The sequence below is a fragment of the Kutzneria chonburiensis genome (genome assembly GCF_028622115.1).
Classification (GTDB): Bacteria; Actinomycetota; Actinomycetes; order Mycobacteriales; family Pseudonocardiaceae; genus Kutzneria; species Kutzneria chonburiensis.
In genome coordinates this window covers 10,161,851-10,177,991 of record NZ_CP097263.1, presented here as the reverse complement: position 1 = coordinate 10,177,991, position 16,141 = coordinate 10,161,851, and the positions used below count along the sequence as shown (strand labels likewise).

Below are 16,141 nucleotides of genomic sequence, written 5' to 3'. Positions count from 1 at the left end.
CGGAGCGGTCCGCTCGGCTGGCCGGCGCGGCCGCCCGGCTCATGGAGCACGGCGGGCCGTCGACGATCGCGGACAACGTCCGGCGGTCGCGCCGGCCGGCCGCCGGGACAGCAGGCGCCGAGCTCGGTCGGGACACGTTCGACCGGCTGTTCGGCGAGGGGCGGGCCATGACCTTGGGGCAAGCCGTCGCCTTGGCCGTGAGCACTCCTCGGCCGGCCATGGACCCGGCGCACTTCGTCCACAGTGGACTCCCACGTTCACGGGCTGGGGACCGTCTGTGAAAAGCGGGCGGTTCCCAGCCGGCGCGGAACGCGCTTACCGTACGCGGCAAGCCGACTACGAGGAGCGTTCGATGCGCCGATTCATCCCGCTCGTTTCCGCCGCCACCCTCTCCGCGGCCTTCCTGTTGCCCGGTACCGCTTCCGCGGCCGCCGTCCCCCACCCGGACCACATTCTCGTCGTGATCGAGGAGAACCACGCCCAGGGTGAGATCGTCGGCAACGCCAACGCGCCGTACATCACCGGTTTGTCCAAGTCCGGGGCCAACTTCACCAACTCGCACGCCGAGACCCACCCCAGCCAGCCCAACTACCTGGCGCTGTTCTCCGGCAGCACCCAGGGCGTCACCAACGACACGTGTCCCAAGAAGGCCTTCACCACCGCCGACCTCGGCGGCCAGGCGTTGGCGGCCGGTATCGGTTTCGCCGGCTATTCGGAGAGCATGCCCAGCGACGGCTACACCGGTTGCACCTCCGGCACCTACGCCCGCAAGCACAACCCGTGGTCCGACTTCGCCGACGTGCCCGCTTCGGCCAACCTGCGCTTCACCAAGTTCCCCACCGACTTCACCAAGCTGCCCGCCGTGTCGTTCGTCGTGCCCAACCTCCAGGACGACATGCACGACGGCACCGTCAAGCAGGGCGACACCTGGCTCAAGTCCCACCTCGACGCCTACATCCAGTGGGCCAAGACGCACAACTCCGTCTTCGTGCTCACCTTCGACGAGGACGACAACACCACCGCCAACATCATCCCCACCATCATCACCGGCGCCGGCGTGAAGACCGGCACCTACACCGAGAAGATCAACCACTACAGCGTCCTGCGCACCATCGAGGACGCCTACGGCCTCCCCCACGCCGGCGCGGCGGCCAACGCCACGCCGATCACCGACATCTGGGGCTGACCGCTCAGCTCTGCCGGCCCGGTTCGGCCACCCCGTCGGGTGCGCCGGCCGGGCCGCCGTACAGTCCGGGACCGGTGATCTCCACGCCGGCAAGGAAGTCCTTGGACGCCAGGTAGGACGACTCGATCAGGTCGGCGGTGTGGCCGAAGTCGAGTGGCGTGACGGCCTGCACGGGTGCGCCCGGCAGATACACCACGGGCACGGCCCCGGCGGCAAGATCAGCCTCCAGCACGGCCTGGTTGCGCATGCCCAGCGTGGCCCAGAACAACAGCGTCTCGGCCAGCGTGCCGGGCACCTCGGGCAGGTGCCCGGGGAACGTGCAATCCAGCACCACCAACGACTTCGCGCCCATGGCCAGCGCCTGCCGGATCGGCACGTTGGCCAGCACGCCGCCGTCGTAGAGCACCCGGTCCTCCCGGCGCACCGGCGGGTAGATGCCCGGGATCGCCGCCGACGCGACGATGGCCGGCACGAGCTCGCCGGACGTCATCAGCACCGGCAGCCCGGTCACGGCGTCGACCGCGACGGCCCCGAACGGCAGTGCCAGCTCGGCGAAGTCCGTTGCGCCGCCAAGACCCTCGGTCAGCACGTCGACCAGTCCGGTGTTGGGAAACAGGTACGTGCGCTCGCGGCGCAGCGTGCGCAGCTGGGCCAACGGCCCGCCGGGAAACACGCGCGCCCGCGTCATCCCGGCCCACATCTCGGTGAGCCGGTCGGCGGCGTGCTCGGGGTCGAGTGCGACCAGCGAGCCGTTCACCGAGCCCACGGACGTGCCGGTGACCAGGTCGGGGGCGATGCCGCGCTCGGCGAGCGCCCGCAGCATGCCGACCTGGATCGCGCCGAGGCTGCCACCGCCGCCGAGCACGAAGCCGACCGGGGCGGGCAACAGGATCCGATCCACCGCCGCATCGTGCCAGCTCACCCGTCCGGCCGCCGGGAGCGGCCCCGCGTGGCCTCAACTGGCCGTTGACGAGGTCGACACGTTTCTGTAACGCTGTGAGTCCTGTCACGCAAAAACTGAATAGTGTGCCGTTAATTTCTGGCATCAAGCCGGAAGAACCGGCCTTCTCGCCATCACCCCTGCCGCCGGACGAGAGGTAGACCACTCGATGAGCGCACCCCGACCTGCGCCGAGACTGGCAGCCGCGCTGCTCGGTCTCGCCCTGCTCGCGATGGGCGGGCCCGCGCTCGCCGCGAGCGCGCCGACCACCGCCTTACCCGCCGGGACGTCCCCGACCGTCACGGCCAGCAGCGCCACCACCGGTCAGCCGGCCAGCAAGATCGCCGACGCCGACCAGAACTCGTACTGGCAGAGCTCCGGCTCCGCGTTCCCGCAGTGGGCGCAGGTCGACCTGGGCAAGATCAGCCGCATCGGCGGCGTGGTGATGAAGGTGCCGGCCGGCTGGGCCAGCCGCACCGAGACGCTGTCCGTCCAAGGCAGCGATGACGGCAAGGGCTACAGCACCCTGGCCGGCTCGAAGAAGTACACCTTCGATCCCAAGTCCGACAACACGGTCCGGGTCGACTTCGGCACCCAGCTCACGCGCTACCTCCGCGTCGAGATCACCGACAACTCGGCCGGCTCGCAGGCCCAGCTGTCCGACCTCGAGGCCGTGCCGGCCGCCGTCGACGCCACCAACCTGGCCGCCGGCAAGGCCATGAGCTCCAGCGGCTACGTGCAGAACTACGCGCCCGGCAACGCCAACGACGGCAACCAGGGCACCTACTGGGAGAGCACCAACAATGCCTTCCCGCAGTGGTTGCAGGTCGACCTCGGGGCGTCGGTGAGCAGCACGCAGATCGTGCTCAAGCTGCCGACCGCGAACTGGGGCGCGCGCACCCAGACGCTGTCCGTGCAGGGCAGCACCGACGGCAGCACCTTCTCGCAGCTCGTCGCGTCCGCCGGCTACACCTTCGACCCGGCGTCCAACAACACCGTGACGATCAACTACACCCCGGTCACCACCCGGTACCTGCGGCTGAACATCACCGGCAACACGGGATGGCCGGCCGGTCAGGTCTCGGAGTTCGAGGTGTACGGCCCGAGCAGCGGCGACACGCAGCCGCCGACCGCGCCTTCCGCACTGGCCTACACGCAGCCGGCTTCCGGGCAGATCAAGCTGACCTGGAACGCCTCGACCGACAACGTCGGCGTCACCGGTTACGACGTCTACGCCAACAACTCGTTGCGCACCAGCGTTTCCGGCACCACGCTGACCTACACCGACAGCCAGCCCGACACCGCGACCGTCACGTACTTCGTGCGGGCGCACGACGCCGCCGGCAACCAGTCGGGTAACAGCAACAGCGTTACGCGGACCGGCAGCGGCACCGGCGACCCCGGCACGAACCTGGCCGTGGGCAAGCCGATCACTGCCTCTTCGACGACGCTGAACTTCGTCGCCACCAACGCCAACGACAACGACGTCACCACCTACTGGGAGGGCGCCGGCGGCACGTACCCGCAGACGCTGACCACCCAGCTGGGGTCCAACGCGGACACCAGTTCCGTTGTGGTGAAGCTGAACCCGGCCAGCATCTGGGGTCCGCGCACGCAGACCATCGAGGTGCTGGGCCGCGAGCAGAGCGCCACCGGCTTCACCAGCCTGGTCGCCGCGAAGTCGTACGCGTTCGATCCGGCCTCCGGCAACACGGTCACCATCCCGGTGTCCGCGCGCGTCGCCGACGTGCAGCTGAAGTTCACCGCGAACTCCGGCGCGGGCGGCGGTCAGGCGGCCGAGTTCCAGGTGTTCGGCGTGCCCGCGCCCAACCCGGACCTGACCGTCACCGGGTCGTCGTGGACGCCGGCGTCGCCGGTCGAGACCGACTCGATCACGGCCAGCGCCACCGTCAAGAACGCCGGTACGCTGCCGGCCGGCGCGACCGACGTCAACTTCTACCTCGGCACCACCAAGGTCGGCACCGCATCGGTCGGCGCATTGGCCGCGGGCGCGTCCAGCACCGTGTCCGCGTCCATCGGCACCCGCGACGCCGGCTCGTACCAGCTGACCGCCAAGGTGGACGAGTCCAACAAGGTCATCGAGCAGAACGAGGCCAACAACTCCTACACCAACCCGACCGCGCTCGTGGTCACACCGGTGCAGAGCAGCGACCTGGTGGCCACCACGAACTGGACGCCGAGCAACCCGTCGGCGGGCAACCCGGTGCAGTTCTCGGTGACGGTGAAGAACCAGGGCACCATCGCGTCGGCTGGTGGGGCGCACGGCATCACCGTCACGGTCTCCTCCAACGGTTCCACGGTGGCGACGCTGACCGGCTCGGTCAGCGGTGTGATCAACGCCGGCGCGACGGCCAGCCCGGTGAATGTCGGGAGTTGGACCGCGGCCAACGGCAACTACACCGTCACCACGACGGTGGCCAACGACGCCAACGAGTTGCCGGTCAAGCAGGGCAACAACACCAGCACGTCCAGCCTGTTCGTGGGACGCGGCGCCAACATGCCGTACGACTCGTACGAGGCGGAATCCGGTGTGCTCGGCGGCGGCGCGGCCGTGCTCAGTCCTAATCGGACGATCGGCGACCTCGCCGGCGAGGCGTCCGGCCGGCAGGCCGTCACGCTGAACTCCACCGGCTCCTCGGTCGAGTTCACCACCCGTGAGGCCACCAACACCCTCGTCACCCGGTTCTCCATCCCCGACGGCACTTCGTCCACTTTGGACATCTACGTGGACGGCACTCTGCTCAAGCCGATCAGCCTGACCTCGCAGTACGCGTGGCTGTACGGCGCCGAGGCGTCACCCGGCAACGACCCCGGTGCCGGTGCGCCGCGGCACATCTACGACGAGGCCAACGTGCTGCTCGGCACCACCGTGCCGGCCGGTCACAAGATCAAGCTCCAGAAGGACGCGTCGAACGCCGGCAACTTCGCGATCGACTTCATCAACCTGGAACTGGCCACCGCACAGGCGAACCCGGATCCCGCGCACTACGCCGTGCCCGCCGGTTTCACCCAGCAGGACGTGCAGGCCGCGTTCGACAAGGTGCGCCAGGACACCACGCTCACCGGCGTGTACCTGCCGACCGGCGACTACTCGATCAGCTCCAAGATGACCATCTACGGCAAGGCGATCACCGTCGTCGGCGCCGGGCCGTGGTACACCCGGTTCCTGTCGCCGAGCGGCCAGACCAACACCGACGTCGGCATCGACATCCAGAGCAGCGCCAACGGTTCCAAGGTGTCCGGCATGGCGTTCTTCGGCAACTGGAACAGCCGGCAGGACGGCCCGGGCAAGGTCTTCAACATGACCAACGTCTCCAACATCACGTTGGACAACATCTGGATCGAGCACCAGATGTGCCTGTTCTGGGGCCAGAACGTCCAGAACATCACCATTTCCAACTCGCGGATCCGGGACACCTTCGCCGATGGCGTGAACATGACCAACGGCAGTTCCAACAACCACATCGTCAACGACGAGGCCCGGTCGACCGGTGACGACAGCTTCGCGATGTTCGCCGCCACCGATGCCGGCGGCGGCAACGAGACCGGCAACGTGTTCGAGAACCTCACCGCCGTGCTCACCTGGCGGGCCGCCGGCTTCGCCGTCTACGGCGGCGAGGACAACACGTTCCGCAACCTGTACGTGGCCGACATGCTCACCTACGCCGGCATCACCGTGAGCAGCTTGAACTTCGGCTACCCCATGAAGGACTTCGGTCCCGATCCCACCACCATCCAGAACGTCTCCATCGTCCGGGCCGGCGGCCACTTCTGGGGCGCGCAGACCTTCCCCGGCATCTGGATGTTCTCCGCCAACCAGAAGTTCCAGGGCATTCGCGTCAGCGATGTCGACATCGTCAATCCGACCTACAGCGGCATCATGTTCCAGACCGACTACGTCGGCGGGGCGCCGTTGCAGCCCATCACCGACACCGTCCTGACCAACGTGTCCATCAGCGGCGCGCAGCAGTCCGGCGACGCCTACAACGCCAAGTCCGGCTTCGGCATCTGGGCCAACGAGCTCCCCGAAGCCGGCCAGGGCCCGGCCGTCGGCTCGGCCACGTTCACCAATCTGAAGCTGTCCAACAACTTCATCGACATCAGGAACACGACCAGCACGTTCACCGTCAACCGCAACTAGCACCGCCCACGCGAGTCACGCTCTCGGGCAGGAGAGTTCCGCCCTCGGGCCCACCCAGCTACGCACCACGCCGGGTAATGCCCGAGGGCGGAACTCGCCTCGGCGCCCGAGAGCGTGACTCGCGGGGGTTCACCCCAAACGCGCAACTCACCCTGACGCTGACCGGGACTCGCGGGGGTTCAGGTCTGGTCTTTGGGCGGACGGCCCCTTCGGGGATGCCGCCGACGCCCGAGGGCATGCGGCCGGCATCGACGAGGGCCTTGCGGAGCAGGAACTCGATCTGGGCGTTGGTGCTGCGCAGCTCGTCCGCGGCCCAACGGGCCAGGGCGTCGTGGACGGCGGGGTCCAACCTGAGCAGCACGCCCTTGCGCTCGGCCACGGCACCTCCCCTGCTCGCGAGTGATACTGCCACTCTAGCATGTAGATATCACCTTCCTCGAAAGGTGACTAATTCACCGAAACTCTGGCCATGCCGTTGCTGATCGGCCACGATGCGATCAACGCGGCCGCACACCCCTGCCGGCCGCGCCGGACCTGGGGAGTCGCAGATGCGCACCAGTCGAATCGCCGGCGTGCTGGCCGGCCTGCTACTCATCACGACAGCCACCACTGCCACCGCGAACGCGGCAACGAACCCGGACGACCCGGCCCTGCACTGGGCGGGCTCGGAGGTGGCCAAGCACGAGGGAGGGGGCCGCAGCGGGTTCGCACCGCTGGCCGGCCTGCCGGGCCTGGACGTCAGCCACTACCAAGGCAACGTGGACTGGGCCTCGGTGGCCTCGAAGGGCGCGAAGTTCGCCTACGTCAAGGCAACCGAAGGCACGACGTACACCGACCCGACCTTCGCCCACCAGTACAACGGCTCCTACAACGCGGGCCTGATCCGCGGCGCCTACCACTTCGCCCGCCCGAACCTGTCCGGCGGCGCGGCCCAGGCGGACTACTTCGTCGCGCACGGCGGCGGCTGGTCCAAGGACGGCAAGACCCTGCCGCCCATGCTGGACATCGAATACGCCCCCAGCGGCGACCAGTGCTACGGCCTGACCCAGGCCTCGATGCGCAGCTGGATCACGGCCTTCAACAACGAACTGCACGCCAGGACGACCCGCTGGGCCACGGTCTACACCACCACGGACTGGTGGACGAAGTGCACGGGCAACTGGAGCGGCCTGAGCTCCACCAACCCGCTGTTCATCGCCCGCTACAGCTCCAGCCCGGGCACTCTGCCGGCGGGCTGGGCGACCTGGACGTTCTGGCAGTTCGCCGACAGCGGCACCTTCCCGGGCGATCAGGACCAGTTCAACGGCTCGGCGACGCGCCTGCTGGCACTGGCCAACAACACGGCCTGAGGCAAGGGAAGGCCCCCGCCGGCAGCGGGGGCCTTCCTCAGCGAAAGCCTAGCAGGACACCGGTTTCAGGGCGAAATCGGCGGTCACCGACTTGCCCTTGGCGATCTTCACCTGCCGGGTCTGCGGCTGCCAGCCGTCCCGCGCGACGATCAGCGTCAGCGGGTTGTTCCGGTTGTCCAGCCACAGCACGTAGTTGCCGCCGGCGTCGGTCTTGAGCGTGTACGACGCCGCCCACGTGTCGATCTGCACGGTCGCGCCCGGAATCGGCGGCGTGCCGCCCTTGCAGGCGACGCTGGTCACCGTGCCGGTGATCTTGCCCCAGGTCGCGGGCGGCTTCACCGTGAAGGTGACGGGAATCGCCGCGAGCGGGTGCGGCACAACAGCGGCGACCTCCAGCGAAGCCGTGTACACGCCGGGTTGTGCCAGCGACGCGGCGTCCAGCTTCACGGTGAAGCTGGCCGACTTGCCGGGTGCGATCGTCACGGGATCGGTTGGCGTGACGGACATCCACGGGATCGACACGTACTCGCCGCACTGGTCGTAACCGGGCAACAGCTGGTCCTGCGTGCTCGGGCTGAAGCCGCCGATCGAGCCGCCGATCCGGTAGAACCCGCAGGCGCTGCCACCACGGAACAACGCGGTATTGGCGTTGGGCAACGGGTTCCACGTGTTGGTGGACGGATCGTAGGCGTAGCCGGCGTTGGTCAGGCTGCCGTCCTGAATGCCGCCCGACACCAACAACTGTCCATTCGCGACGGTACTGGACGCCGCGAACACCGACACCGGAAGACTGGCGATGGGTGACCATACGCCGGTCTTGACGTTGAGCCCGAAGCCGGCGCTGACCTGGTCGAGGCCGCTGGCCCCGCCGGCGCAGTACAGCGTGCCGGCGATGATGCCGCAGTTGGTCCAGCTCAACGGCATCGGCAGCGACGGCCCGGCCGACCAGGTGTTCATGACCGGGTCGTACACCTGCACATCGGTGACCCCGCAAGAACTTTGCAGACAGCCACCGACCACGTAGACCTTGCCGCCGACGACCGCGCTGCCCATGGCCGAGTAGGCCGTGGGCATCGGAGCGCCGGTGCTCCACGTGTTGCTGGCGGTGTCGTAGATGTCCAGGTCGCCGTTGGGCGGACCGGTGACGCCCCAACCGCCGCCGACGTAGACCTTGGTCCCGATGGCCACCGCGAACGGGTTCTCACGGGCCTCCGGAATGTCGGCGATCGGCGACCAGGCCTGGGTGCCCTGGTCGTAGACGTAGTTCTTGGTGGTCAGCTCGGTGCCGTTGAGCCCGGTGAACGAGTAGATCTTGCCGTTCACCGCGACGGCCGCGTTGTCCATGATCTTCGTCGGGTAGTCGGCGACGGTCGACCACGACGCCGCGGACGGCGAGACGTCCTTGGGCGCGGCGGTCAATGCCTTGCCCAGCAACGGACCGGTGCTGAAGTTTCCCTTGACCTTCTGTAGCGGCGCGGAAACCTGCGCGGCCGGGGTGTAGCCGCCCGGCCGCGGGTCGAGGCGGACGTCGGCCGGCGCGGTGCCGGTGTTGGTCACCTTGACCGTGGCGGTCGTGTTTCCTTGCCAGGCAACACTCTTGCTGATCGCCGTGGTGTTCACGGTCAGCCGCGCGGAGTCCAGCGCAAAGTCCTGTGGTGTCACACTGTCCGGCGTGACAACCGTGGACTTGGTGGCCGTCACATAGTTCGTCGCAGCACCGCTGATCGGATGCGTGCCGGTCTGCGTAGAGAAGAACCAGTAGCTGCCATCTGCCCCGGTCACGGTCTTGTCCGTGGGCTGGTCGACACTGGTCACCGAAGCGCCGGCCAGGGGCACCGACGCGACCTTGTCGGTGACGTGGCCGGTGACGATGCCGCCGGGCGTCAACGTGCAGGAGTGGTCGCCGACGACCACGTCGTCGACCTCCCACCAGAACCCGAAAGACCGCTCCACGTAATGGAAGCGCACCTGCACGGCCGACTTGCCGACCGCCCCCGGCAGCGGCAGCACCTGCTTGCCGGTGACGTTCTGGGTCTTCTGCTGCCACACCGGCGTCCAGGTCGCGCCACCGTCCACTGTGTACTCAGCGGTGGCGGTCATCAGGTCGCCGTAGGCCTCGAAGTCGGTGTCGAAGGTCAGCGTCGGGTTGGTGGCCGTGCTGAGGTCGTACACCGGGCTGGTCAGCATGGTGTCCTGGTCGCTGCCATCGAGGTTGCTCTCGGTGATGGCGAAGTTGCCGCTGCCGCCGGTGGCGTTGTCGCGATGGCCGGGGTTGTCGAACTCCCACGGCCGAGCGCCGGGCACAGCATTGCCGACGGTCCATCCGTCCGGTGTGGACGATCCGTCGAACGACTGGGTGGCTCCGCTGAACTTGTTGCCGTACCCCGGCGCTCCGCAGGTCACCGGGTCGACCTTGATCGCCACGTCGTGCCCGGCGGCGCCCTTGCCGACCTGGACCTGTTGGGCGTCCTGGAGATAGCCGGGATAGGACGGATCGACCTGCACGGTGTAGGCCGCCCCCTGCGGCACGGTCAGCACGTAGCGGCCGCTGACCGGGTCGGTGTGCGTCACCGTCGTCGGCTGCCCGGCGACCTGCACCTGCGCCGCAAGTGGCCAGCCGTGACCGGAACCGTCCCGCACCACACCGGAAATCGTGGTCGTCGGGATGACCGCGAGGGTGAAGTTCGCCGTCACGGTCTGGCCGTCGCCGACCGCCACCCCGCTTGCCGACGCGTCCTGGTAGCCGAACTTGCTGGCCGTGGCGTTGTAGGTACCGGCCGGCACGTCCAGCGTGAAGTGCCCGGCGGCGTCGGTGTTGGCCGACAGATCACCGACCTTGACCTGGGCCCCGGACAGCGCTTTCCCGGTGTTGTCGGTGACCGTGCCGGTCACCGAACCGGTCGGGCCGGCGGTGAACGCGGCGATGCCGTTGGGCGAGCCGAGGCCGGTCGGGCCGTCGTAGCCCGCGCCGCCCTGGCACAGGTAGGCCGGCGTGCACTGGCCGTTGGCCCCGCCCGACACGTCATACAGGGCCCGAGAGTCCTTGTACGGAAACGTGTTCGGGTAGGAGCCGGCCGACGGCGCGCCGGCGAGGGCGTAGACACCGGCGATGATCGGCGCGGACACGCTGGTGCCGCCCATCACCACCCAGTTGCCCTGCACGTACACCGCGACCGGCGTGTTCAGGTCGGCGACCGCCGACACGTCGGCGACGGTTCGCCTGGCGCAGCCCGAATCGTGCTGGAATGCCGGCTTCGCCTCGTACGCCGAGCAGCCGCTGCCGGCGTGGTTCCACGCCGACTCGGTCCAGCCACGGGTGCTGCCGTCACGCTGCAACGTGGTGCCGCCGACCGCCGTGACGTGCGGCGACGAGGCCGGGAATTCCACGCCGTAGCCGTAGTCGCCGGAGCTGACGGTCATGACCACGCCGGGGTGGTCGTAGTAGGCGCTGTCGAACTGCGGGTCGGCCGGGTCCTCATCGCCGCCGTAGCTGTTGGAGACGAACTTCGCGCCCATGGCGACGGCCTGGTTGACCGCCGCGCCCATGTTGGTGGCCAGCGCGTCGTCCGACTCGACGAGCAGGATGTGGCAGCGAGGGCAGACCGCGGACACCATGTCCAGGTCCAGGGCTTCCTCGTGCTGCCAGCTCGAGTTCGGCGCCGGGTAGGCGGTGCCGCCGCGCTGGTCCACCTTGCGGAAGCAGCCGTTGGCCGTGGTGCAGGCCGGCAGTCCGTACTGCTGGCGGTAGATCGCCAGCTCCTGCTCGGCGTCCGGGTAGTCGTAGGCGTCGACGATGGCCACGGTCTGGCCGTCGCCGGCCGTCTGTGACGGCAGGTTGTAAGCGCTTCCCAGGTCGCTCGGGCCGAACCCGGACGGCGCCGCGTTGGCGTGCACCCCGGCCGCGCCCTTGACATCCGTACGCTGGAGGGCGAAGCAGGTGAACTCGCCCGGTCTCGGCTTCTGCGGACAGACGTGCTCGGCGGCCTGCGGTGTCGGCGGCGCGGGCGCTGCGGCCACTGCCGCGACCGGAGTCAGCGCAGCGGCAACGGCCGTCGCCACCACCGCGAGCACTGTTCGTAGTGCGGGCAACTGTGTGTCCTTTCGCTGGCGTGGCGGCCAACGATCTGGATCTTCGCACCCTGCCGGGGCGTAAAACCGGACAAGATACGGACGGCTTCCCGCAAGATTTTGATGCTTGACAGAAAAAGGGGCCGAACAGCCTAGTTGTGGTACCGCGCCAACACCCGGTCCACGAGCGCCGCGGCGTCGCCGAGGTAGCGCGCGGGATCCAACAGCTCGTCCAGGGGCAGTTCGACCTCGATGCGGCCGGCCAGGGCCGCGCGCAGGGACGTTCCGTTGGCCGCGGCCTCACGAGCCGCCTCGGCAAGCACCTTCTTGGCCGCCGCCTTGCCCAACACCGGCGCCAGGGCGACATTGAGCCGCTCGCTGACGATCGCGCCGCCGGTCAATGCCAGGTTGGCCGCCATGCGCTCGGGGAAGACCTCCAAGCCCGCCAACAACTCCGCTGCGGTGAACGCCGCGCCGCCGACCAGGCGGAGCGCCTCGCGAAGGGTCTGCCACTCGGCATGCCAGGCCCCGCCGGGACGCTCGTCCTCGGCAACCATGCTGGCGGCCAGCACCGACACCTGCGCGGGCACCTGCCGCGCGGCAGTGACGATCAACGTGGCCAGCACCGGATTTCGCTTCTGCGGCATGGCCGACGAAGCGCCTCGTCCATCGGCGGCGGGCTCGGCGACCTCGCCGATCTCCGTACGGGACAACACCTGCACGTCAACGGCGATCTTGCCGAGCGCGCCGGCGACGAACTGAAGGGCGTGGCCCACATCGAGAATCGGGGTCCGGGCGGTGTGCCACGGGCCGACCGGCTCGGCCAGCCCCAGCTCCTCGGCGAACGGGCCGATCAGCTCGACACCGCCGCCGACACCGGCCAGCCGACCGTACTCGACATACGCGGCAAGGGTGCCGGCCGCGCCGGCCAGCTCGGCCGGCAACACCAACGCCTCGAGCCGCTCGATCGCGTCCAGCACGAGCGTCAACCAGCCGGCGGCCTTCAGCCCGAACGTCGTGGGCACCGCGTGCTGCGTCAGGGTCCGCCCAGCGATCAAGGTCGAGCGGTGGTCGACGGCCAGCCGGGCCAGCGCGTCGGCACAGCGCCGGAGGTCGGCCAGCACCAGCGACCGAACCCGCTGCACGACCAGCATGGCCGCGCTGTCCAGAATGTCCTGGCTGGTGGAGCCCCGGTGCACGTACTCGGCGACCTCCGGCGGCACCAGCTTCATCAGCGCCGGCACGAAGGCGACGACGGGGTTGGCGGCCCCACGGGAGTCGGCGGCCAGCTGGACGACGTCGAGCTGCGACGACGACACCGCGGAGATGGCCTTGGCCGCGCTGTCGGGCACGATGCCGAGTCGGGCCTGGGCCCGGGCCAGCGCCGCCTCGACGTCGACCATGGCCCGCAGCCACGCCTCGTCGTCGGTCTCCCCGGCCACCGGCGTGCCGGCCCAGGTCGGGGCCAGCAGCCCGGAGTCGGCACCGGTCACGCCAGCCTCCCAACGTCCGCCAGCGGCACGGTCCGCACGGCCAGCGCGGCCCGCGCGATGGCGTCGGAGTCCTCCAGCGTCACCGAGCCGACGCCCGGGCGGATGCCGGCGGCGGTCACCCAGTGAACGTACTCGGTGGGCACGCCGTAGGCGAACCGGGCGGGATGCGGCCGGTCGGCGGCGTCGATCACGTGGTACGGCCGCGCGGTGACGGCGACACCGCCGCTCTCGAACGACTCCGCGCCCTCGTCCGGAATGTGGAACGGCCGGCACTGGCCGGTGGCCTTGAGGTACCGCAGCAGCGGATTGGCGCTGCGGTTGAGATCCACGTCGGGGATGCGGGCCTCGATGAGCGTGGTGACGGCGATCGGCGGGGCCGGCACGGACGTGGCGTCGACCAGGAAGGTCTCGCCGAGCGACACCCGGACGCCGGGCCCGAGCACGCGCAGCACGTCGGCCTCCAGCAGCGCGGTCATCTCCTCGATGCGGCGCAGCGGCGGGCCGATGGACAGGAAGGCGTTGAACGGGGTGTACCAGCGGGCCAGCTCGTCCCGATAGGAGCCGCCGGTGATGCCGCCGTGGTCGACGACCATGCGAATCTCGTTGCGCAGATCGCGCAGCGTGTCGAGTGCGGCTTTCAACGGGCTGGACACGTTGCCGCGCTTGGCCTCGCGCGCGTCGGAGCGCAGGTAGCCGAGCAGCCAGCGCTGGTAGTCGGCCTGGTCGGCGAACGCCTTCTCGCCGTACGGCTTGGCGATCCGCTCCCAGCTCCACCGTTCCGTCTCGGCCACGCCGAACCGGGCCAGCAGCTCGCCGTCATCGCCGTCGGCAACCAGGACTTCCTGGTACAGCTTGGCGAACTCCGCGACCTGGTCGGGACCGAGCCGGTCGGCCAGCAGCGTCGCGTAGTAGACGGCACGGGCCTCCTTGTCGATCAACGGCCACACGTCGCGCATGAACCGGACCCGACCGGACCGCCGCAACCGCTCGATGACCTGCGGCGTCAGGAAAACCGGCGTGTGCCGGCCGACCGGGCCCTTCTGGTTCTCACCGCGGGCGTGGTGCGGGACGCCGCGCCGCGAGCCGGCGTACATGGCCGGCTCCAGGCCGGACGGGCGGTAGACCAGCCCGTCGTCGGTGCGCTCGTAGCGGCCGCCGCGGCCCTCGGTGAACAGGGCCAGGTAGTCGAAGAAGTTCAGGCCCAGCCCGCGCAGCGCAACCTTCTCCCCCGGCTCGATCCGGGACAGGTCCAGGTCGGCCGGGTTGCTCGGTGCGATGTAGGTCAGCCCGCGCTCGGCGGCGAAGTCCCGCAGCCGGGTCTCCTCGTCGGTGAGCACCACCGGACCGTGCCCCAGCGCCAGCACCACGGCGTCGGCGTCGTCCACTGTGGACCCGTTCTTGAGCCGAACGGTCTGCCGGCCGTCGGGCTGGTCGTCGACGGCGACGGCGGTGCCGCGGTGCACCGTCACGGACACGTCGCCGGCCGCCGCGAGCAACTGGGTGAACACCCACTCCAGGTAGTAGCCGTACAACGCCCGGCTCGGGTACGTGTCCGGCCCCAGCGCGGCGATCTCGTCGCGGACGTGCGCCGGCTGGTCACCGGTGACCGAACGGGCCCACTCGTACAGCGACGGCCCCGGCACGATCGGGCCGGCCAGCTCCACGCTGTCGTCCGTGTACAGGCTGACCTGGGACGCGACCGTGTTCATCAGCAGCGTGTCGGACTGGCTGATCCGCCACACACTGCCCGCCCCCGGCGGGAAGGGGTCGATCAGATGCACCTCGACGGGCGCGTCGCGGTTGGCGATGATCCGTTCCAGCACAGATGTGCCGCGCGGACCGGCGCCGATGATGCAGATCCTCACCGTGCAACCTCCGGCAGGGCTTGGCAGAGACCGTCGGCCCAGGTTGGCACGGTGGGCCTCCAGGCAAGCTCGAGGCGGGCTTTGGCGTTGGACGCGCCGCGCTGGCGGGTCTGCTGGTACGCCCCGTACCAGCCGAGCAGCCGCTCCCCCAGGTCGACCGGGATCCGCTTGGGTTCCGGCGCGCCGAGCAGGTCGGCGTAGCCGGGCAGCCAGTCGCGCGCCGCCGCCGGCCGGTCGTCGACGATGTTGAACACGCCGGTGGTGGGGTGGTCGACGGCCAGCACGGTGGCCAGGGCCGCGTCTCGTACGGTCACGAACGACGTCAGCCCGGCCCCGTCGCCGACCAGCGGCAGCCGACCGAGGTGCACGGCCTGCCCGATGGCTCCGCTCGCGTCGTACAGGGTGTACTGCCCGTACAAACTGCCGTACCGCAACACGATCGGCGACAGGTCACCAGCCCCGAGCACCGTGTCTTCCAGCGCCGCAACGGCTTGCACGGTCAGCGCCCAGGTGGCATCGGGTGCATTGACGTACAGTGGCGCATTCTCGTCCAACACGGGATCGCCGACCGGCGCGGTGGCGAAAGCGATGCTCTGCGCCACGATCCGCCGTGCGCCGGCGGCACGGGCCGCGTCGACCAGGTTGGCCGTGCCGACGCGGCGCACGTGCGCGGTCCGTCCGAAGACTTCCCAGCGGGTGTCGCCGCTGACCGGCCGCAATGCAGTGACCTGGTGCACAACGACTTCCGGTCGCGCCTCGACGACGGCAGCCGTCAAGCCGGGCCCGTCCAACAGGTCCGCGGCGACCACGGCATCCGCGTCCACGTCGTGGGACGCACCGCGCGCAAGGGCGGTCACGTGGTGACCGGCCTTGCGTAACAAAGGAAGCAGCTCCCGCCCGATCACCCCGGTCGCACCGGCCAGCAACACCCGCATGATCAGCTTCTCCTCCGACGCGCATCAGCAGGCGGCACGCGGGATCCCCGTGCCGCAGGCAGCCCGTCGCCCTGTTCTCGGTCAGCGTCACGCCGAGCCCGTCCGACCAGCCGGCGTGGATCTCGGTGCACGGGCACCGGTAT

At 69.5% G+C, this 16,141-nt stretch carries 8 protein-coding genes; 3 read left to right on the top strand and 5 right to left on the bottom strand.

The genetic code is table 11. From position 1 onward, the window contains the following. Positions 1 to 352 precede the first annotated feature (352 nt). Entirely contained in the window at positions 353 to 1,186 is an 834-nt protein-coding gene (locus M3Q35_RS47305; protein WP_273939188.1) for an alkaline phosphatase family protein, read from the top strand. Positions 1,187 to 1,190: 4 nt separating this feature from the next. On the opposite strand, the gene M3Q35_RS47300 is transcribed toward M3Q35_RS47305, so the two are convergent. Next, entirely contained in the window at positions 1,191 to 2,087 is an 897-nt protein-coding gene (locus M3Q35_RS47300) for a patatin-like phospholipase family protein (RefSeq protein WP_273939187.1), read from the bottom strand. A gap of 208 nt (positions 2,088 to 2,295) precedes the next feature. Between M3Q35_RS47300 and M3Q35_RS47295 the strand changes: the two genes are divergently transcribed. Together M3Q35_RS47295 and M3Q35_RS47290 are read left to right on the top strand one after the other, a co-directional pair. Continuing rightward, positions 2,296 to 6,288 (top strand): discoidin domain-containing protein, encoded by a 3,993-nt coding sequence (locus M3Q35_RS47295; RefSeq protein WP_273939186.1) that lies wholly within the window; start codon positions 2,296 to 2,298, stop codon positions 6,286 to 6,288. A 548-nt stretch (positions 6,289 to 6,836) separates the two neighbouring features. Next, positions 6,837 to 7,637: a lysozyme gene (locus tag M3Q35_RS47290; RefSeq protein ID WP_273939185.1), complete on the top strand. Its 801-nt coding sequence runs from the start codon at positions 6,837 to 6,839 to the stop codon at positions 7,635 to 7,637. Positions 7,638 to 7,685: 48 nt separating this feature from the next. Here M3Q35_RS47290 and M3Q35_RS47285 read toward each other — a convergent pair whose 3' ends face one another. The 4 genes from M3Q35_RS47285 to M3Q35_RS47270 form a co-directional block, all read right to left on the bottom strand. After that, positions 7,686 to 11,726 (bottom strand): carboxypeptidase regulatory-like domain-containing protein, encoded by a 4,041-nt coding sequence (locus M3Q35_RS47285; protein ID WP_273939184.1) that lies wholly within the window; start codon positions 11,724 to 11,726, stop codon positions 7,686 to 7,688. A gap of 131 nt (positions 11,727 to 11,857) precedes the next feature. Then, the gene (gene pcaB, locus M3Q35_RS47280; protein WP_273939183.1) at positions 11,858 to 13,198 is read right to left on the bottom strand and encodes a 3-carboxy-cis,cis-muconate cycloisomerase; all 1,341 of its coding nucleotides are present in this window, start codon (positions 13,196 to 13,198) and stop codon (positions 11,858 to 11,860) included. After that, positions 13,195 to 15,063: an FAD/NAD(P)-binding protein gene (locus M3Q35_RS47275; RefSeq protein ID WP_273939182.1), complete on the bottom strand. Its 1,869-nt coding sequence runs from the start codon at positions 15,061 to 15,063 to the stop codon at positions 13,195 to 13,197. Before M3Q35_RS47275 ends, pcaB begins: the two co-directional genes overlap by 4 nt. Continuing rightward, positions 15,060 to 15,998 (bottom strand): NAD-dependent epimerase/dehydratase family protein, encoded by a 939-nt coding sequence (locus tag M3Q35_RS47270; RefSeq protein WP_273939181.1) that lies wholly within the window; start codon positions 15,996 to 15,998, stop codon positions 15,060 to 15,062. Before M3Q35_RS47270 ends, M3Q35_RS47275 begins: the two co-directional genes overlap by 4 nt. Positions 15,999 to 16,141: the final 143 nt, after the last annotated feature.